The 18,269-nt window shown below is 55.6% G+C and carries 18 protein-coding genes; 5 read left to right on the top strand and 13 right to left on the bottom strand.

Annotation, left to right across the window (positions count from 1 at the left end):
- Positions 1–22 precede the first annotated feature (22 nt).
- From RQ738_RS03485 to RQ738_RS03525, 9 genes are all read right to left on the bottom strand, one after another.
- Positions 23–790 (bottom strand): sulfite exporter TauE/SafE family protein, encoded by a 768-nt coding sequence (locus RQ738_RS03485; RefSeq protein WP_314162042.1) that lies wholly within the window; start codon positions 788–790, stop codon positions 23–25.
- Positions 791–807: 17 nt separating this feature from the next.
- Positions 808–1,296 (bottom strand): FixH family protein, encoded by a 489-nt coding sequence (locus RQ738_RS03490; RefSeq protein WP_314162043.1) that lies wholly within the window; start codon positions 1,294–1,296, stop codon positions 808–810.
- Between the two features lie 2 nt (positions 1,297–1,298).
- Positions 1,299–2,693: a cytochrome c oxidase accessory protein CcoG gene (gene ccoG / locus RQ738_RS03495; protein ID WP_314162044.1), complete on the bottom strand. Its 1,395-nt coding sequence runs from the start codon at positions 2,691–2,693 to the stop codon at positions 1,299–1,301.
- 91 nt (positions 2,694–2,784) lie between these two features.
- The gene (locus tag RQ738_RS03500; RefSeq protein WP_314162046.1) at positions 2,785–3,036 is read right to left on the bottom strand and encodes a hypothetical protein; all 252 of its coding nucleotides are present in this window, start codon (positions 3,034–3,036) and stop codon (positions 2,785–2,787) included.
- A gap of 48 nt (positions 3,037–3,084) precedes the next feature.
- Positions 3,085–3,996: a cytochrome-c oxidase, cbb3-type subunit III gene (ccoP, locus tag RQ738_RS03505; RefSeq protein ID WP_314162047.1), complete on the bottom strand. Its 912-nt coding sequence runs from the start codon at positions 3,994–3,996 to the stop codon at positions 3,085–3,087.
- On the bottom strand, positions 3,989–4,165 hold the full coding sequence (locus tag RQ738_RS03510) for a cbb3-type cytochrome c oxidase subunit 3 (RefSeq protein WP_314162048.1): 177 nt from the start codon (positions 4,163–4,165) through the stop codon (positions 3,989–3,991). The genes ccoP and RQ738_RS03510 overlap by 8 nt, the downstream gene beginning before the upstream one ends.
- A gap of 12 nt (positions 4,166–4,177) precedes the next feature.
- Complete coding sequence (gene ccoO, locus RQ738_RS03515) at positions 4,178–4,795, bottom strand: cytochrome-c oxidase, cbb3-type subunit II (protein ID WP_314162049.1); 618 nt, start codon at positions 4,793–4,795, stop codon at positions 4,178–4,180.
- Positions 4,796–4,805: 10 nt separating this feature from the next.
- Positions 4,806–6,233 (bottom strand): cytochrome-c oxidase, cbb3-type subunit I, encoded by a 1,428-nt coding sequence (gene ccoN / locus RQ738_RS03520; RefSeq protein ID WP_314162050.1) that lies wholly within the window; start codon positions 6,231–6,233, stop codon positions 4,806–4,808.
- Between the two features lie 37 nt (positions 6,234–6,270).
- Positions 6,271–6,903, bottom strand: coding sequence for a Yip1 family protein (locus tag RQ738_RS03525; RefSeq protein WP_314162051.1), 633 nt, complete (start codon positions 6,901–6,903; stop codon positions 6,271–6,273).
- 328 nt (positions 6,904–7,231) lie between these two features.
- On the opposite strand from RQ738_RS03525, the gene RQ738_RS03530 reads away from it, so the two are divergent.
- From RQ738_RS03530 to RQ738_RS03540, 3 genes are all read left to right on the top strand, one after another.
- The gene (locus RQ738_RS03530; RefSeq protein WP_314162052.1) at positions 7,232–9,685 is read left to right on the top strand and encodes a heavy metal translocating P-type ATPase; all 2,454 of its coding nucleotides are present in this window, start codon (positions 7,232–7,234) and stop codon (positions 9,683–9,685) included.
- A 1-nt stretch (position 9,686) separates the two neighbouring features.
- The gene (gene ccoS, locus RQ738_RS03535; protein WP_314162053.1) at positions 9,687–9,845 is read left to right on the top strand and encodes a cbb3-type cytochrome oxidase assembly protein CcoS; all 159 of its coding nucleotides are present in this window, start codon (positions 9,687–9,689) and stop codon (positions 9,843–9,845) included.
- A 403-nt stretch (positions 9,846–10,248) separates the two neighbouring features.
- On the top strand, positions 10,249–10,455 hold the full coding sequence (locus RQ738_RS03540; protein ID WP_314162061.1) for a DUF2970 domain-containing protein: 207 nt from the start codon (positions 10,249–10,251) through the stop codon (positions 10,453–10,455).
- 11 nt (positions 10,456–10,466) lie between these two features.
- Here the strand turns inward: RQ738_RS03540 and RQ738_RS03545 are convergent, their stop codons facing one another.
- The 4 genes from RQ738_RS03545 to RQ738_RS03560 all read right to left on the bottom strand — a co-directional run bounded on the left by RQ738_RS03545 (position 10,467) and on the right by RQ738_RS03560 (position 15,825).
- Positions 10,467–13,298 (bottom strand): valine--tRNA ligase, encoded by a 2,832-nt coding sequence (locus RQ738_RS03545; protein WP_314162054.1) that lies wholly within the window; start codon positions 13,296–13,298, stop codon positions 10,467–10,469.
- Positions 13,299–13,398: 100 nt separating this feature from the next.
- Entirely contained in the window at positions 13,399–13,884 is a 486-nt protein-coding gene (locus RQ738_RS03550; RefSeq protein WP_314162055.1) for a hypothetical protein, read from the bottom strand.
- 8 nt (positions 13,885–13,892) lie between these two features.
- A complete protein-coding gene (locus RQ738_RS03555) occupies positions 13,893–14,324 on the bottom strand; it encodes a DNA polymerase III subunit chi (RefSeq protein ID WP_314162056.1) in 432 nt (143 codons plus the stop codon).
- 10 nt (positions 14,325–14,334) lie between these two features.
- Positions 14,335–15,825 (bottom strand): leucyl aminopeptidase, encoded by a 1,491-nt coding sequence (locus tag RQ738_RS03560; RefSeq protein ID WP_314162058.1) that lies wholly within the window; start codon positions 15,823–15,825, stop codon positions 14,335–14,337.
- A gap of 191 nt (positions 15,826–16,016) precedes the next feature.
- Here RQ738_RS03560 and lptF point away from each other — a divergent pair, with 191 nt between their 5' ends.
- Positions 16,017–17,126 carry an LPS export ABC transporter permease LptF gene (gene lptF / locus RQ738_RS03565; RefSeq protein WP_314162059.1) on the top strand — a complete coding sequence of 370 codons (1,110 nt, stop codon included), beginning with the start codon at positions 16,017–16,019 and terminating at the stop codon, positions 17,124–17,126.
- The gene (lptG, locus tag RQ738_RS03570) at positions 17,123–18,184 is read left to right on the top strand and encodes an LPS export ABC transporter permease LptG (RefSeq protein ID WP_314162060.1); all 1,062 of its coding nucleotides are present in this window, start codon (positions 17,123–17,125) and stop codon (positions 18,182–18,184) included. The genes lptF and lptG overlap by 4 nt, the downstream gene beginning before the upstream one ends.
- Positions 18,185–18,269 lie beyond the last annotated feature (85 nt).

Below are 18,269 nucleotides of genomic sequence, written 5' to 3' on the forward strand. Positions count from 1 at the left end.
TGCTAACAATATTCATCAATCATCAATGACCAGAACTGCACCTGTGCTCAGCATGCCCCGTAGACTGAGTTTCTTTTCCTGAATCCATTCCGTTATGGCTATGATGATCATGTGCGGCAGGCGCGAAAAGAGTATAAAGGCCAAATAACAGGATAAGCGTACCAGCCAGTTGTCTTACCAGTGGCCGACGGACAAAATTACCCAGGCGCGAGGCTGCGCTTCCCATAAGCACCAACATGGGCAGGGTGCCCAGGCCAAAGGCCAGCATGATCAGGGCTCCTTGCATGCTGTCCTGTGAACTCAAGGCGAAGGCGAGCATGGCATAGACCATGCCGCAGGGGAGCCAGCCCCAGACCAGCCCCAGACCGAATGCCTGGAGCGGATTGGTTACCGGCAGGAAGCGCTGGCCAAGCGGTTGCACGTACCGCCAGACATGATTGCCGGCCCGTTCCAGGATGGTGAGCACTTGCCACCAGCCGGCAATATAGAAACCCAGTGCAACCATGAACAGGCCACTGAGCCATTTGCCAATATAATTGCCGGATTGGCCAAACTGACTCGTAGTTTCCGAACTGAGCCAGGCGAGCAGCCCACCGGCAATGACATAACTGAGAATACGTCCACTGTTATAAAGCAACTGGTAGGGAAATAGTCGCCAGAGGCTGCCACGGGTTCTTGCCGACAAACCCATGCTTAACGCACCCACAATGCCTCCGCACATCCCAACACAGTGCAGAGAGCCGAGCAGGCCGGTCATAAAGGCAGCGATCAGGCTGATTTCGTTAGTCACTGGAAAGGAAAAACTTACTAGCCAAATTGAACACTGGAATCGCCGGGCAACATCAGGCTGCCCGTCAAGCGCCATTCCGGCGTGCTGATCTGTGCATGCCAGCGCCCCGGTTTCAGGGTTGGCAGTATGGCAAAGTAATCACCGCCCGCTGTACGTTGCAGGATTATTTCACGGTCGAAGCCGGCACGCGTGGCATGTAGCATACTCAGTTCAAGCCGGTCCGGGAGAGACACCTGTTTGCGGGATTTCAATCTCAGGTGCACGGTACCTTCTGTTTGTTCAAGCTGCAGTTTGCCATACAGCTCCAATTCTGTTGCCGCACGGTCACGTTCAATGACCAGGTTAATTTCCTTACCTTGTTTATAGTAGTCATCCTTTACCAGGCCATCATAGGTGGTGATAGCAAAATAGAGCAGGAAGCCACCCATTATGACGGCGGAAGAGGGAATGCCGATTAATAGCCAAACGTAGGGCGTGCGGTACCAGGGACGTTGTACTGTATTCATAGTTACTTTATTCCTGCCGGGGCGAGAAAGCGGCTTTGGGATTCTACCTGTATGTCGGCGTTGTCGGCTGCCTGCAATTTGAAGTTGATATTGGTGCTGCGTGACTTGAGTTCGTAAGGATCTGCCTGCACGCGTAGCGAGACATCGGCGACCTCACCGGAAGCGACCTGGATACGGGGACGATTCATGATGACCTTGATGTCCTCGATACCGGAAACAGACAGGATATAGTTATGTGTTTTTTCATCCATGTTGATGATCTTCAATGTATAGACATTTTCAATCAGGCCTTCCTGGGTCTCATTATAGAGGCGGTTGCGGTCGCGCAGAACATCCAGGCCGAGTGGCACACGGGTACCGATTGCATACACAAGCGTCGCTGCAAAACCGAGCAGGATGAGGGCATAGATAATGACGCGTGGACGCAGGATGTGCGAAGGCTTGCCCTCGTCAGCATTCTGCGTGCTGTAACGGATTAGATTCCGGGGGTAGCCCATCTGGTCCATAACGGTGTTACAGACATCGATACAGGCGGAGCAGGCGATACACTGGTATTGCAGGCCGTCACGGATATCAATGCCGGTCGGGCAAACCTGTACACACATCTGATCGTCAATACAATCGCCGAGCCCTTTTTCGCGTGGATTGACACCTTTCTTCCTTGAACCACGCGGTTCGCCTCGGTCTTTATCATAGGAAATGATCAGGGTGTCTTTATCAAACATCGCGCTCTGGAAACGCGCATAAGGGCACATATAAATACACACCTGTTCGCGAAGGAAGCCGGCATTACCCCAGGTGGCCACACTGTAGAAGATAATCCAGAACCATTCCCAGCCACCGAGTGACAGGTCAGCAATGCGGCCGGCCAGATCCATAATCGGGGTGAAATAACCCACGAAGGTGAAGCCGGTGAAGGCAGCGAACAGGATCCAGACCGTATGTTTGCTGCCCTTGACCATGAGTTTATGGGCGGTCCACGGGGCCTTGTCGAGTTTCATCTGCTTGGGCCGGTCACCTTCGATCTTGCGCTCAAACCATAAGAAGATTTCGGTCCAGACAGTCTGCGGGCAAGCGTAGCCACACCACAGACGTCCGGCGACAGCGGTGAAAAAGAACAGGGCGAGGGCCGCAAGGATCAGCAGAAGTGCGAAGTAGAAGAAGTCCTGCGGCCAGAAGGTCAGGCTGAAGATATGAAACTTTCGATTCGGCAGGTCGAGCAGCACGGCCTGGTGACCTTCCCACTGTAGCCAGGGCGTCAGGTAATAGATGCCGAGCAACATGAACACGCCCATGCTCCGCCAGAAGGCAAAAATGCCATGAACTTCACGCGGGTATATTTTCTCCCGCTTGGCATAAAGCGACGTTGATTTATCGGTGTTCTTTTCAGTACTCATATCTCTGACTCGGTAAATAAAGTTACATTTCGCCAATGCACAAGGCATTCGCAAGGCAGGACAACACGAAAAGAAAAAACGGGGGTGTTTATTACCTGGGGTTCGGGTTACAGGGCTTGCGGAAAAAACAGGTTAATGCGCAAGACGAGGTGGTCAGTAACCAGAAAAGAAAAAACCCGACAGTATAGGCACCCAGCCGAGATGTATCGGCGAAGCGTGTTTCCTGTAGCAGTGTGACGGGATCAAAGGCGGTGAAGAACAGTACCGTGGCGAGCCCGGCCATGAGAAATGCCGGCCAGAGAACAGAAATGGTCTTCTGACACTTGGGGATTTCCTGTTCCATCCTGCGCACCTCGGTACTGTCGGTTAACTGCCTATATCATACTGCTGTTTATTCGTTGTCGCCAGCCGAGAGACCGTAAACATAGGCCGTCAGCAGGTGAATCTTTGCCTCGTCGAGGAATCCCTCGTGTTTCGGCATACGACCACTGCGACCGTTGGAGATGGTCTCGATCACGGCACGTTGTGAGCCACTGTATAACCAGACATTATCAGTCAGGTTTGGGGCACCAAGTGCTTGATTTCCAGTGCCATCAGCGGCATGACAACTAACGCAAAGCTGCTGGAACTTGTCCTGGCCGAGACGGGCAGCCGTTTCGTTGACCTTGCGGCCGCTCAGGCTGAGCACATATTCGGCCACATTGAAGACACCTTCCTTGCCCAGAACCTGTTCCCAGGCCGGCATGACGCCGTTACGACCCTGCGTGATACTGGTCTTGATCGCCTCGGGATTGCCGCCATATAACCAGTCCTCGTTGGCCAGATTCGGAAAGCCGCGTGAACCGCGCGCATCAGAACCATGACAAATAGCACAGTAGGTGCTGAACAGGCGGTGGCCGGTTTTGCGGGCCTCGTCGTCCTCGCTCAGGGCAACAACATCCTGTTCGAGATAGGCGGCATAAATCGGGCCATAGATCTCTTCGGCCTTTTCCAGTTCAGATTCGTACTGCCCTGCCTGTGTCCAGCCAAGCAATCCCTTCCATGTGCCCAGGCCCGGGTAAAGCAACAGGTAAACAGCGGCAAAGATGAGAGTGAGGTAGAACATGTTTACCCACCAGCTCGGCATCGGGTTATTCAGCTCTACCAGGGTCTCGTCCCACTTGTGCTCCAGGGGCTCACCGTCGAGTGAGCCTTCTTCGGGCTTTTTCTGCATCCAGATAATCAGCAGGTACATGCTGATGAGGCCAATCACGACAGGTACATTGATGAACCAGGGCCAGAAATCACTTGTGAAATCAAACATGATCTTTTTCTCCAGAATCGACTTCAACCTTGTTCATCTCGTCTTCATCAAATGCCAGCATCGAGGCTTCATGGAACTCTTGCTGACGTTTGCTACTGAAGGCCCAGATCACGATGCCGACAAAGAGGACAAAGGCGACCAGGGTCCACATGACTTGTATGTTATTCATGTACTCCATGACTTATCTCCCTGACTTGATAGAAGTGCCAAGATTCTGCAGGTAGGCAATGAGGGCATCCAGTTCGGTTTTGCCTTCAAGTTGTTTTGGCGCATTGTCGATATCTTCCTGTGTATAGCCGTGCCCCATCATGTTCAGCACTTCCATTTTCCTGCGGATGCTGTCGGCGTCAGCGGGCGACTCGGCAAGCCATGGAAAACCCGGCATTATGGAAGCGGGCACCACGTCACGCGGGTTCATCAGGTGCACACGGTGCCATTCGTCACTATAACGGCCGCCTACACGGTGCAGATCAGGACCGGTACGTTTCGAGCCCCACAGGAACGGGCGGTCATAGACGAACTCGCCAGCCACAGAGTAGTGACCGTAACGTTCGGTTTCAGCACGGAACGGCCGGATCATCTGTGAGTGACAGGCATTACAGGATTCGCGAATATAAATATCACGACCGGTAAGCTCGAGCGCGTTATACGGTTCGAGACCGGCAACGGCTTCCGTTGTGTGCTTCATAAAGAATAACGGTACGATCTGCACCAGGCCACCCACGCTAATCACGAGGATGACGAGGATGATCATCAGGCCGATATTCGATTCAACTTTTTCGTGTCCAGTTGTTGACATGATTATCTCCTCAGTGTGCCGCAGCCGGGGCGAGTACAGGGGCATCATTGACGGCCTTGCCACTCTTCACGGTCTTGTAGACGTTGTATGCCATGATCAGCATGCCGGTCAGGAACAGGGCACCACCGACTAAGCGAACAATATAGAACGGATGCATGGCTTCAACACTCTCGATGAAGCTGTAGGTCAGGGTGCCGTCGGGGTTGACCGCGCGCCACATCAGACCCTGCATCACACCGGATACCCACATGGCAACGATATAGAAGGCGATGCCTACTGTGGCCAGCCAGAAATGCCATTCAATCAGTTTGACGCTGTGGATATCACGACCGAACATACGCGGAATCAGGTAATACATGGCGCCGATGGAAATCATGGCGACCCAGCCAAGGGCTCCGGAGTGCACGTGACCAATGGTCCAGTCGGTATAGTGCGACAGGGCATTAACAGTCTTGATCGCCATCATCGGGCCTTCGAAGGTAGACATACCATAGAAGGAGATCGAAACAATCAGGAAGCGCAGGATCGGGTCAGTGCGCAATTTTTCCCAGGCCCCGGAGAGGGTCATGATGCCGTTGATCATGCCGCCCCAGCTGGGTGCAAGCAGAACCAGGGAGAAGGCCATCCCCAGTGACTGGGTCCAGTCCGGCAGGGCGGTGTAATGCAGGTGATGCGGCCCGGCCCAGATGTAGGTAAAGATCAGGGCCCAGAAGTGAATAACCGACAGTCGGTATGAGTACACCGGGCGGCCTGCCTGCTTCGGCACGAAGTAGTACATCATGCCGAGGAAGCCCGCGGTGAGGAAGAAGCCGACGGCGTTATGACCATACCACCACTGAACCATGGCATCCTGAACACCCGCATAGGCAGAGTAGGATTTCAGCGCAGTGACAGGGATGGCGGCACTGTTAACGATGTGGAGGACGGCAACGGTCAGGATGAAACCACCGAAGAACCAGTTGGCCACATAGATATGTTTGACCTTGCGCTTCATTATCGTACCGAAGAAGACAACCGCATAGGAAACCCAGACCACGGCGATCAGGATATCAATCGGCCATTCCAGTTCGGCATATTCCTTCGAACCCGTATAACCTAAAGGCAGGGTGATCGCCGCCGAAATGATAACTGCCTGCCAGCCCCAGAACGTGAATGATGCCAGCGTGTCACTGAACAGGCGGGTGTGACATGTGCGCTGCACCGCGTAATACGAGGTGGCGAACAGGGCCGAGCCACCAAAGGCGAAGATCACGGCATTGGTATGCAGCGGTCGCAAGCGGCTGAAGGTGAGATACGGGATATCGAAGTTCATTGCCGGCCATGCCAGTTGCGATGCAATCAACACACCAACGGCCATGCCGACAATGCCCCAGATGACAGTCATGATAGCGAACTGTCGCACAACCTTGTAGTTGTACATATCTTGTGTAGCAGTCATATGCCTACCTGTCTTAGTTAACGAAAAGAAAAAGTGTTTAGCCAAAGAGATGGGGGAATGCGCCAAGGTCACTGGTGTAGACCGGACCAATCCCGTATCCCCACATGATCACAGTGGCGGCCATCACGGCAACCAGTACCACGAGGCCAACGGCCATGACGGCGCTGGCGAACAGGAAGCCCTGTTCCTTGCTAACCTGCATCATGATCGGCAGACCGGTATAGAGCAGGTAAATACTGTAGGCAAGTGCCGGCATGCCAACAATCATGTTGAGCCAGGGAATCGGGTAGAGTGCCATCAGGCCCATAAGAAACATTGGTGTGGCAGAGAAGGCGGCCAGTGCAATGCCCTGTGGCAGCTGCTGCTCGGTGCCATAGGTTTTGCCCATCCAGTAGATCATCCAGCCGATAGAGAAGACCGCGACGAGCATGGTGACATAGGTGGCTATCGAGATCATCAAGGCGCTTTCGACGGTCAGTTTGACGGGCTCGGCGGTGCCAATCTGCCAGCCGATCTGGGTGGTGCCGATAAAACCGGAAATGGCCGGAATGGCCGCCAGGAAGAGCACGTGAGAGCAGTAGCATTTACCAATTGAACAGCGTTCTTTTCGAATATCTTCCCATTCCTGGGCAGGGTGTGCGAATAATCCCCAGACGTGTGATAAAAACATTTGCGGCCCTCACCTTATTTTTGATTTAAAAAACATCCTGTTTGCCAACCGGATGCCGGACAAAACAATGGCTTATGATCCACAAATCACTTGTAACCTGCGGATTAACCTAGTAATTAAGTAAATTATAATATATTAAATTATAATAGATTACTTGGTATGATGCGAGTCTAATGACGTATAAAACAATACGCCTTGATCTGGATCAAAGCGAGAAATAGCTGACGGCAAGGCAGAGTTTGCTACCCTGCACTTTCTGCTGCCATTGTATAGGCCTTGGGGCCATGAATTAAATAACTATTATAGTAAGGAATTGGGTCGCCAAATCGTGCCAGAACTCCGCACATTACAATGTTTCCACTGTGGTTTGCCGGTACCCGAGGGCATCGACTTTACGCTATTGATAGATGGCGAGTCGCAGCCTATGTGCTGCAAGGGTTGCGAGGCCGTGGCCAAAGCCATTATCGATGCGGGGATGGGGGATTATTACAAGTTTCGGACCGAGAATGCGCCCACCGGCCGCGAGCTCGTGCCTGACTTCCTGCAGCAGATCAGCATCTACGATAATGAGACAGTGCAGGGGAGTTTTGTGCGCCGCGATACCACCGCGGCAGCAGATGAGCGCGAGGCTGACCTCATCCTGGAAGGCATCACCTGTGCCGCCTGCATCTGGCTTAACGAGCGGCACCTGGCCGCCTTGCCCGGGGTGCTCGAGGTGGCTATCAATTACACCACTCACCGGGCCCGCGTGAAATGGGATAACAGCCAGATCAGGCTTAGCGAGATCCTCGCGGCGGTGAGTCGCATCGGTTACCTGGCGCACCCCTACGACCCGAATCGTCAGCAGCAACTCCTCGAACAGGAACGGCGCCGGCACATCCGCCGTCTCGGCCTGGCCGGGGTGCTTGGCATGCAGGTGATGATGATCGCTGTGGCCCTGTACCTGGGGGCCTTCTCCGGAATCGAGGAACATTTCCGGCAGTTCTTCCACTGGGTGAGCCTTGGCCTGACCCTGCCGGTGATGCTGTATTCCGCGCAGCCGTTTTTCCGCACCGCCTGGCGTGATGTCCGGCGCCTGCAGGCCGGGATGGATGTGCCGGTCTCGATAGGCATCCTGGTGGCCTTTGCCGGTAGTGTCTATGCGACCTTTACCGGTCACGGCGAGGTCTATTATGACTCGGTATGCATGTTCGTATTCTTTTTGCTGACCGGCCGGTATTTCGAACTGGTCGCACGCAAACGCGCAGCGGAAGCATCAGAGACGCTAGTTCGCAGTGTGCCAGCAATGGCAACCCGGCTCGGGAGCAATAATGAGGAAACTCTCGTCGCCGTGGCCGAACTCATCGTCGGCGACCGGGTGCGGGTCCGTCCGGGTGAAACCGTGCCGGCCGACGGCCTGATTCTCGAAGGGCAGTCGAGCATGGATGAATCGCTGCTCACCGGTGAGAGCCTGCCGGTCAAGCGCGGTAGACACGAACGTGTCGTCGGCGGGGCCATTAATATAGAGAGTCCCTTGCTGATCCGTATCGAGCAGGTCGGACAGGACACTGTGCTGTCGAGTATTTTGCGTCTGCTGGATCGCGCCCAGACCGAGAAACCACGCATTACCCAGCTGGCGGATCGCACCGCCGCCTGGTTCGTATTTGCCGTCTTGCTGCTTGCCGGTAGCGTCGCGGCTTACTGGTGGCAGGTCGATCCGGCGCACTGGCTGCCCATCACCGTGTCAGTCCTGGTTGTGACCTGTCCCTGTGCCCTGTCACTGGCGACGCCGACGGCGGTGACGGCAGCCACTGGGAAATTGATTGTCAGTGGGCTTTTGGCCACGCGCGGGCATGCCCTGGAAACGCTGGCACGGGCCACGCATATCGTCTTTGATAAAACCGGCACGCTTACGCACGGTACGCTGAACCTGGTTGCCAGTGAGGTCAGCAAGGGTCATGATGTGGATGCGTGCCTGGCGATTGCCGCGGCACTGGAAACCGGTTCGGAACACCCGATTGCCCGTGCTATCCGTCACAAGGCGGGTACGAACGGCTTGCCGGCGGTCGAGATACGAAATACCCCCGGCGCCGGTTTGAAGGGGCAAGTTAACGGGCAGCGCTACTGGTTGGGGACGCCGCTTTTTGTCGAGCAGCAAAGTGGTCAGAAGTACGATAGCCGCGCCTTGCAAACCTTGCGGGCCAGCGGCAATACCGTCATCGCACTCGGTAACGGGCAGGCGGTACTGGCCCTGTTTGCTTTTGGTGATACGCTACGTGATGACGCCGCCGAGGCAGTGGCCGCGCTGAAGGCGGCGGGTAAACAAGTGGTCTTACTCAGTGGCGATCACCTGGCCGTCGCCCAGCACGTTGCCGGCAAAATCGGCATCGATGAGGTCTATGGTGACCTCCTGCCAGGGGAAAAACTGGCGCATGTACGCCATTTGCAGAAACAGGGTGCCGTGGTGGCGATGGTCGGTGACGGCATTAATGATGCCCCGGTGCTGGCCGCGGCACAGGTTTCGATTGCAATGGGCGGCGGCACCCAGCTGGCTGCCGCGAGTGCGGACATGCTGTTGCTTTCGGACCGGCTCACCGGCCTGGTGGAAGGCCTGAATATGGCCAAACGCATGTTGTGGGTGATCCGGCAGAATTTATTCTGGGCGCTTACGTATAATTTACTGGCCCTGCCTGCCGCGGCCGCCGGTTATATCGCACCGTGGATGGCGGCACTGGGTATGTCTGCCAGTTCGCTCATTGTCGTTGGCAACGCCTTGCGTCTGTTACGTAACAAAAGGAACTAGAATGGAAGTATTGTACTTGTTGATTCCGGTAGCGATGCTCCTCGTCGCCGTGATCGTGGCCGTGTTTTTCTGGGCGGTGCGCTCGGGGCAGTTCGATGACCTGGAAGGACCAGCGCATCGCATTATCATGGATGATGACAAACCGAAAAAAGACGAGTAGGTGGCAATACGCGTGCAGGGCACGCTACAAGCGGCCCATTAACGGCTGTATATCCCACCTATGGTATAATTATATTTTTACACTGCTGTCCCGTTAACATAAGCCTGACAAGCAGTAAGCTTCGAGAAAATAAGGTAACCAGGTTGATTGATGCGTATGAACACATGAAATTTCATCACCCTCTAATCGGCGTTATCCCTTCTCCCACAGGGAGAAGGCCAGGATGAGGGGGTAAATAAAACAAGGTGTTATCGAATCTAAATCCCCTCACCCTAACCCTCTCCCGAAGGGAGAGGGAATTAACGGGACAGCAGTGATATTTTTAATATAACGAATGAACGGGGCTGTTCTCATGCGACTGCTGACCCAGACCTGTTCGATATAGACAGCGGAAGAGAACGTGATGACAGAAAAAAAGGTTTCATTCCTTCATAGTATGAAGGCCGTATTCTGGGCCATGTTAGGTGTGCGTGCCAACAAGGGTTATGACGATGATGTGAAAAAGCTCAGTGCCAAACAGGTCATCATCGCCGGTCTGATTGGCGTTGCCGCCTTTATTACCACGCTGATTCTCGTGGTCAGGTTTGTGATCGGCAACGTCGCGGGCTAGGCAGGCAGCTTTCACATCTCGGCAATGCGTTTCTTTTCTTCCTGTAAGCGTTGCGCGGCTGATTCCAGTTCGGTGACACGTTCCCGTTCCTTGTTGACTACGGTCTCGGGGGCCTTGTCGACATAACTCCGGTTCGCGAGTTTCTGCTGGCGCATCGCCAGTTCTTTCCCGGTTTTGGCGAGTTCCTTGTCGAGGCGATTCAGTTCCGCGGCCTTATCGATGAGCCCCGCCAGCGGGATATGCAACATGCCACGAGTGCCGACCAGTGAGCTGGCAGATTCGGGCAGTGCGTCATCCACGCCGGCAAAGTCGATAGATGCCATTCGGCTGATCGAAAGACTGCAGTGCGCGGTTTCTTCAATGACGGCACGTTCGGTCTCGCTGAGATTCTGGACAATGACCGGCAGCGCTTTCCCCGGGGCAATATTCATTTCACTGCGAATACGTCGCACGCCACGGTTCAATTGCATAACCAGTTCGGTCTCGGCAAGCGCCTGTTCGTCGATTTTGCTCTTGTCACTGACCGGGTAGGCCTGCAGCATGATGGTTTCACCAGTCTGGCCGGCCAGTGGCGCAACGCGCTGCCAGATTTCTTCCGTTATATAAGGTATGAACGGGTGGGCGAGGCGCAACAGGGTTTCCAGTACCCGCACGAGTGTGCGGCGGGTGCCGCGCCGGGCGGCTTCGCTGCTGTCGTCACCTTGCAGTACGGGCTTGGACAGCTCCAGGTACCAGTCACAATATTCGTTCCAGGTAAAGTCATAGATCGCCTGCGCTGCGTGGTCGAGGCGGTAATGCTCGAGGGCATGGCTGACTTCGGCCTCGACCTGTTGCAGGCGCGAGATGATCCAGCGGTCGAAACGGTTCAGTTCGACATCATCGTTATCAATGCCGGTGTCCTGTCCCTCGGTATTCATGAGCACGTAGCGGGCGGCATTCCACAGCTTGTTGCAGAAGTTGCGGTAACCGGCGATGCGGTTCATGTCGAACTTGATATCGCGTCCGGTCGAGGCCTGCGCGGCAAAGGTAAAACGCAATGCATCCGTACCGAAGGCCGGAATGCCATCGGCGAATTCCTTGCGCGTCGCCTTTTCGATTTTCGCCGCCATCTTTGGCTGCATCAGCCCGCTGGTGCGCTTGGCCACAAGGGCTTCAAGGTCGATACCATCAATCAGGTCGAGTGGGTCGAGTACATTACCCTTTGATTTCGACATCTTCTGACCCTGCGAGTCGCGCACCAGGCCGTGGATATAGATCTCCTTGAAGGGCACCTCATCCATGAACTTGAGCCCCATCATGATCATGCGGGCAACCCAGAAGAAGATGATGTCAAAACCGGTGACCAGGACGCTGGTCGGATAATAAGTTTTCAGCGCATCGGTCTGTTGCGGCCAGCCAAGGGTGGCAAACGGCCACAATGCCGAGGAGAACCAGGTATCGAGTACGTCTTCATCCTGGCGCAGGGCAACATCGTCACCGAGGCCATGTTTCTCGCGCACTTCCTGCTCGGAGCGTCCGACATAGACATCGCCCTTGTCGTCATACCAGGCCGGGATACGATGCCCCCACCAGATCTGGCGGCTGATGCACCAGTCTTCGATGTTGTTCATCCATTCGTAATAGGTGTTCTTCCAGTTATCCGGCACGAACTTGATATCACCGTCCCGGACGGCCTTGATCGCCGGTTCGGCGAGCGGGGCGGTGCGAACATACCACTGGTCCGTGAGGAACGGTTCGATGACCGCACCGGAGCGATCACCGCGCGGCACCATGAGCTTGTGGTCGTCGGTCTTCTCCAGCAGGTCCTGGGCACCGAGTTCCTCGATAACGAGCTTGCGCGCTACGTAGCGGTCGAGGCCGTGAAAATCAGCCGGGATCAGCGCCCCGTTATCATCGTCGGCACCGACTACACAGGCATCGATGCTGAAGATATTGATAAGACCGCCATTTGGCAGGGCGGTAATCGCCGTTTCGTCACGGTGGGCTTGCCAGACCTGGTAGTCGTTGAAGTCATGGGCGGGGGTGATTTTTACGCAACCGGTACCAAACTCCGGGTCTACGTAATCGTCAGCAATGATCGGGATCTTGCGGCCGGTTAGCGGCAGTTCCACCATCTGCCCGATCAGGTGCTGGTAGCGTTCGTCGCCCGGGTGCACCGCGACTGCCGCATCACCGAGCATGGTCTCCGGACGGGTGGTGGCCACAATGACATGGCCACTGCCATCGGCGAGCGGGTAACGCATGTGCCAGAGGTAACCGTTTTCTTCCTGCGAGAGTACCTCGAGATCGGAGACCGCCGTGTGCAGCACCGGGTCCCAGTTAACGAGGCGTTTGCCACGGTAAATAAGGCCTTCTTCGTGCAGGCGCACAAAGACTTCGCCGACGGCGGTGGAGAGTTCGGGGTCCATGGTGAAACGTTCACGTGACCAGTCCAGCGAGGCACCCATGCGGCGCAACTGGCGGGTAATGGTGCCTCCCGATTCCGCCTTCCAGTCCCAGACGCGCTTGATAAAGGCGTCTCGTCCGAGGTCATGGCGAGTCTTGTCTTCGGCGGCGAGCTGGCGTTCAACGACCATCTGTGTGGCAATCCCTGCGTGATCGGTGCCGGCTTGCCAGAGGGTATTATCCCCGCGCATGCGATGGTAGCGGGTCAGGGCATCCATGATGGTGTCCTGGAAAGCATGGCCCATGTGCAGGCTGCCGGTGACATTCGGCGGCGGGATCATGATGCAGTAGGGGGCGGCACCGGCAGCGGTGCCGCTGCCGGCGGCGAAGTAGCCACGGGACTCCCAGGTCTCGTACCAGGTCTGTTCAATGGCGTTCGGTTGGTAGGTCTTGTCCATCGTCTGATCGTTTTGTTGTTGGATTCAAGGCGCGGCGCGCCACAAGCGGGGCATTATACCTAAAATCCGCATGAATACGGCCCCGAGGAGGATTCCGGTTTTAGTCAGGGTTTCTCTGGCCCAGTTCGCGCAGGAAACGCTGCAGGCTGTTTTCGGCGGGGACGGGGCTGTCACCGGATTCGAATTGCTGGCGGGCCTCGTCGACGATGTCATCGACAATCACGTCCAGTTCACTGCGTAGCTGCAGGAGCAGGGCTTCAATCTCATTACCCTGGCTGGCCGCAGCCGGGAGGTCCCTGAAGATGACATCATCCAGCACCGGGATCTGCATCTCATCCTCGACAGTATCTTCGGCGGGTAGCGGCGGGGAACTGTCTTCATCGAGGTACAGCGGGTCATCATAAAGCTCTGCAGGCTGTTCCGAAAAGGGTTCTGGCAGTGCTTCTGCGGCAGGGCCGTGGTTACTGCCTTCTTCAGCAAAAGGAAAACGCTTGTGCTCGAGTATGTTTTGCAGGGAACTCAGTACCTGCTCCAGTGACTCGGGAGGCGAGTTATGTCCCTGCGGGTTGTCATCTTGCAGGCTCATACGGTGTGTTAATTCCTCAGCTCATGGGTTTCCAGTGCATAGCCGCGGTCACGATAAAACCTGAAACGTTGCCGGGCCACCTGGCGTTCATTTTCGCTGCCACCGACAACTTCTGCAACCCGTTTGAAACGGCTAAAGCAATCCGGTACGGATTCAGCGAGATTGATCATGACATCATGGCTGGCCTCGTCCGGATGTTGATCGCCAATGACGAGCGGGTGCGCCTCCGCGTCTACCGCGTCACTCATGGAGTGGGGCAGGAAACTGCCGGGGCGGAAGCTCCATAACAGTTCGTCCAGCTGCTTTGCCAGGGCCGGTTTATCAGCATAAACAAACACGTGATGACCGAGCTGGTAAGCCTTTTCGGCCAGGCGACAGGCGGTGAGCAGTCGTTGTTGCTCATCACTGCCCCGGGTCAGGTAAAAATCCACGCGCGTCATCAGTACAGGCTTATTTCACCTTGTCGAGCAGGAACTGGGTCATGAGTGGCACTGGCCGGCCAGTGGCACCTTTTTCATTACCACTCTTCCACGCCGTGCCGGCGATGTCGAGGTGTGCCCAGTGCAATTTTTTGGTAAAGCGTGACAGGAAGCAGGCCGCGGTAATGGTGCCGGCTTCGCGGCCACCGACATTGGCCATGTCGGCAAAGTTGCTCTTTAACTGTTCCTGGTAATCATCCCATAACGGTAGTTCCCAGGCGCGGTCGCCACTGCTCTTGCCCGCACTAAGCAGGTCATGGGTCAGGCCACGATGATTGCCGAGCAGGCCGGTAGCATGGTTACCCAGGGCGATGACACAGGCGCCGGTCAGGGTTGCAACATCGACCACGGTCTCGGGATTGAAACGTTCGCTATAGGTAAGGGCATCGCAGAGGATCAAACGGCCCTCGGCATCAGTATTCAGGATCTCGATGGTTTGCCCGGACATGCTGGTAACGATATCGCCAGGCTTGACGGCCAGGCCATCCGGCATGTTTTCACAGGTCGGCACGATAACAACAACATTCAATGGCAGTTGCAGTTCGACGACTGTGTGCATGAGTCCTATCACGCTCGCCGCACCACACATATCAAACTTCATTTCATCCATTGCCGGCGAAGGCTTGATGGAGATCCCCCCGGAGTCGAAGGTGATCCCCTTGCCGACAAAGACATAGGGCTTGCTGTCTTTATCCGCGCCCCGGTATTCCATGCAGATAAGTTTCGGTGGCTGGCGGCTGCCTTTGGCAACCGAGAGCAGCGAACCCATGCCAAGTTCTTCCATGTCACTTTGTTCCAGCACCTTCACCGTCAGTTTATCCGACGACTTGCCCAGATCCACGGCCTGTTCGGCGAGATAGGACGGGGTGCAGATGTTAGGCGGCAAGTTACCGAGGCGGCGGGCAACGGCAACACCGGTGGCAATGCCGGCCCCCTCCTTGAGGGCCTGTTCGGCCCGCGACAGGTCCCGGCGGCTCGGTACGGAAAGGATCATCTTACGCAGTGGGCGGCGGGTCTTGTCCTTGTCGGTCTTGAGCTCGTCAAACAGGTAAAGCGCGCTTTCCGTGGTCTCCACGGCCTGGCGTACCTTCCAGTAGACCTCACGACCCTTGACCGGGAGTTCGGGCAGAAAGTTGACCGCATCCATGGCGCCGTTTTCATTGACCGTCCTGGCCGCCGTGGCGAGCGCCTGGCAATAGGCTGCCTCGTTGAACTCGCGCTCCTTGCCACAGCCGATCAGTAACACCCGATCGCACAGGGTATTTGGTACATTATGCAGCAGCAGGGTTTGGCCGGACTTGCCCTCGATGTCGCCACGGCGGATGATATTGGAGAGGTATGACTGGCTGACGGCATCAAGTTGCTCGGCCGCAGCAGACAGGCGACGGGGTTCAAAAACACCGACAATAATGCATGCGCTACGCTGTTTTTCCGGGTGGCCGCTTTTTATACTGAAATCCATGGGTTCTCCTGCTGAATCTGGGGCATAATGTGTGTAAGATGACATATATCGTACTACAACTACAAGTCAGGTCGCTATGCTAAGGGTTTGTTATTTAGTAAAAAGCGGCCGGGAACGAATGAAATCTTCGTGACAGTCTATCGGAAAAAATGTGATTTTGCAGCGTCTGTGCTGAATAGGCTAATTCCCGCATGATTATCAGGCGTTATATCCTGCGCGAGATCGCCCTGACCCTGTTTGCAGTGACCTCGGTTTTACTCCTGATTTTTTTCAGTACCCGCTTCGTGCGCCTGTTAAGGGATGTTGCCGAAGGCGTGCTGCCCGCCGAAATGGTCTTCAGTCTACTGGGCCTGGAGTTATTAAAAAACCTGGCCTCCATCTTGCCACTGGCGGTGTTCTTTGCGGTACTCCTGGCGCTCGGTCGTCTTTATCGGGATCAGGAAATGGTGGCCTTGAATGCCAGTGGCATCGGGCAGGCTGCGATTATGCGCATGTTGCTGGTGCTGGCACCGTTTGTCCTCGTTCTGAACGGCTACCTGGCCTTGTACGCCACCCCCTGGGCTGCCGGAAAGGCTGATCAGATTCGACATGCTGCCGAGTTTCGCTCCGAACTCAGCCTGCTCAGTGCGGGACGCTTTACTGAATCGAAAGACGGGCGTCTGATTATGTACGTCGAGGCCCTGTCCGACGATCAGCGCGAGCTTGAAAAAGTGTTTGTGCAACGCCGGGGCAGGGACAGCAAGAGCGTTCTCGCCTCCGAAACCGGCTATCGTTATATCGATGACAGCAGCGGTGATGAGTTCATGGTCATGGTCGATGGCTATCGCTATGAAGGTGAACCGGGCACGGCCGATTACCGGATTACCCGGTTTTCCAAACACGCTGTGCGCATTAGCGAGAAAAAGGCACCCGATGCCGTGCTGGATCGTGATGCCATGAGCAGCGCTGCATTGTGGCAATCAGATGCGCTGCGTGACATGGCCGAATTACAGAGCCGTATCGTTCTGCCCCTGTCGGCCGTGGCCTTTATGATACTTGCCCTGCCGATGAGCCGGGTCAATCCACGCGAAGGCCGCTATGGCCGGCTGTTCAGTGCCGTGCTCGTCTATGTCATCTATAACAACCTTATCGGCACTACTCAAAAATCGCTCGAGAGGGGCGAGCTGCCACCCTGGTCAGGGATGTGGTGGTTGCCCCTGGTGCTGCTGCTTGCTGCCGCTGCGATTGCGGCATGGCAGAGTCGTGGCCGCTTCGATTGGCAACAGTGGCGGCGCAAGCCACTGGCAGGCAAACGGGCATGAGGTTACTTGACAGGCACATCGGTATTACCGTGGCCGGCAGTATCGGCCTGGTCTTGCTGGTACTGATTTCGCTGGACAGCTTCTTCCGCCTTGCGCGTGAACTGAATCAGGTTGGCGAGGGCAATTACACCTACCTTGAGATGTTGCTGTACCTGGCGTTAACCACGCCCTATCGCATTGTTGAATTTTTCCCCATTACCGCCTTGCTGGGTACCACCATTGGCCTCGGTATGCTGGCCAGTCACAGTGAACTGGTGGTGATGCGGGCGGCAGGTATCTCGGTCCTGCGCATCACCGGTGCCGTAATGAAAACCGGCTTGTTGCTGATCATCGCCGTTATGCTGCTGGCCGAATTTGTGGTGCCGGACGCAGAACAGTTTGCAGAATCAAGGCGCACCCAGATGCTCGCGGAGCAAACCGCCCTGAAAACCGATAATGGCTTCTGGTCACGTGATCAGCGCAGCTTCCTGAACATCAGGGATATCCGTCCCACCGGCGAGATAGGTGATATCACGATTTATGAGTTTGACGAACAACATCGCCTGCGCAGCAGCACGCATGCCAACAGGGCAGTGTATGAAAACGGACAATGGGTATTACGCGAGATTACACAAAGTGATATCAGCGTCAATGCTATCAAGACCCGGACCTTTGACCAGGCGCAATGGGATTCCATCCTCAGCCCGGCCTTGTTGAACATCGTGGTGATCGACCCGTTACGCATTTCCATACGTGACCTGTACGATTATTCGGTGTATCTGCGGGCGAATAACCAGGATGCCGCACGTTACGAACTGGCGTTGTGGGCGCGCTTGTTGATGCCGGTGTCGATCGCGGTCATGTTGCTGCTCGCGGTACCGTTTGTGTTTGGTCCCTTGCGCTCGGTAGGCATTGGGCAACGTATCCTGGTGGGCTTCCTGGTCGGCCTGGCCTTCTTCCTTATCAACCAGGCGTTTAACCATCTCGGGGTGGTCTATCACATGCCGCCGTTGTTGAGTGCGGCGTTACCGCCGGGGGTATTTTTAGTGGTGGCGTTGGTGATGATGAGACGGGTTTGATCTTTTGTTTCCTCTCCCCAGATTTTGTAGATACCATCTCCCTCCACCGACCACAAACGGTATTTACAGCGCTTGTGGTTGATAT

The sequence above is a fragment of the Sulfuriflexus sp. genome, from assembly GCF_032250955.1.
Lineage (GTDB): Bacteria > Pseudomonadota > Gammaproteobacteria > AKS1 > AKS1 > Sulfuriflexus.

What these genes read in the sequence shown, in the direction of transcription:
- ccoO (WP_314162049.1), bottom strand. Translation starts at nt 4,795, where the DNA reads ATGTCAACAACTGGACACGAAAAAGTTGAATCGAATATCGGCCTGATG.
- ccoP (WP_314162047.1), bottom strand. Translation starts at nt 3,996, where the DNA reads ATGTTTGATTTCACAAGTGATTTCTGGCCCTGGTTCATCAATGTACCT.
- RQ738_RS03525 (WP_314162051.1), bottom strand. Translation starts at nt 6,903, where the DNA reads ATGTTTTTATCACACGTCTGGGGATTATTCGCACACCCTGCCCAGGAA.
- RQ738_RS03545 (WP_314162054.1), bottom strand. Translation starts at nt 13,298, where the DNA reads ATGGACAAGACCTACCAACCGAACGCCATTGAACAGACCTGGTACGAG.
- RQ738_RS03555 (WP_314162056.1), bottom strand. Translation starts at nt 14,324, where the DNA reads ATGACGCGCGTGGATTTTTACCTGACCCGGGGCAGTGATGAGCAACAA.
- RQ738_RS03510 (WP_314162048.1), bottom strand. Translation starts at nt 4,165, where the DNA reads ATGAATAACATACAAGTCATGTGGACCCTGGTCGCCTTTGTCCTCTTT.
- lptF (WP_314162059.1), top strand. Translation starts at nt 16,017, where the DNA reads ATGATTATCAGGCGTTATATCCTGCGCGAGATCGCCCTGACCCTGTTT.
- lptG (WP_314162060.1), top strand. Translation starts at nt 17,123, where the DNA reads ATGAGGTTACTTGACAGGCACATCGGTATTACCGTGGCCGGCAGTATC.
- RQ738_RS03560 (WP_314162058.1), bottom strand. Translation starts at nt 15,825, where the DNA reads ATGGATTTCAGTATAAAAAGCGGCCACCCGGAAAAACAGCGTAGCGCA.
- ccoN (WP_314162050.1), bottom strand. Translation starts at nt 6,233, where the DNA reads ATGACTGCTACACAAGATATGTACAACTACAAGGTTGTGCGACAGTTC.
- ccoS (WP_314162053.1), top strand. Translation starts at nt 9,687, where the DNA reads ATGGAAGTATTGTACTTGTTGATTCCGGTAGCGATGCTCCTCGTCGCC.
- RQ738_RS03500 (WP_314162046.1), bottom strand. Translation starts at nt 3,036, where the DNA reads ATGGAACAGGAAATCCCCAAGTGTCAGAAGACCATTTCTGTTCTCTGG.
- RQ738_RS03550 (WP_314162055.1), bottom strand. Translation starts at nt 13,884, where the DNA reads ATGAGCCTGCAAGATGACAACCCGCAGGGACATAACTCGCCTCCCGAG.
- RQ738_RS03490 (WP_314162043.1), bottom strand. Translation starts at nt 1,296, where the DNA reads ATGAATACAGTACAACGTCCCTGGTACCGCACGCCCTACGTTTGGCTA.
- ccoG (WP_314162044.1), bottom strand. Translation starts at nt 2,693, where the DNA reads ATGAGTACTGAAAAGAACACCGATAAATCAACGTCGCTTTATGCCAAG.
- RQ738_RS03540 (WP_314162061.1), top strand. Translation starts at nt 10,249, where the DNA reads ATGACAGAAAAAAAGGTTTCATTCCTTCATAGTATGAAGGCCGTATTC.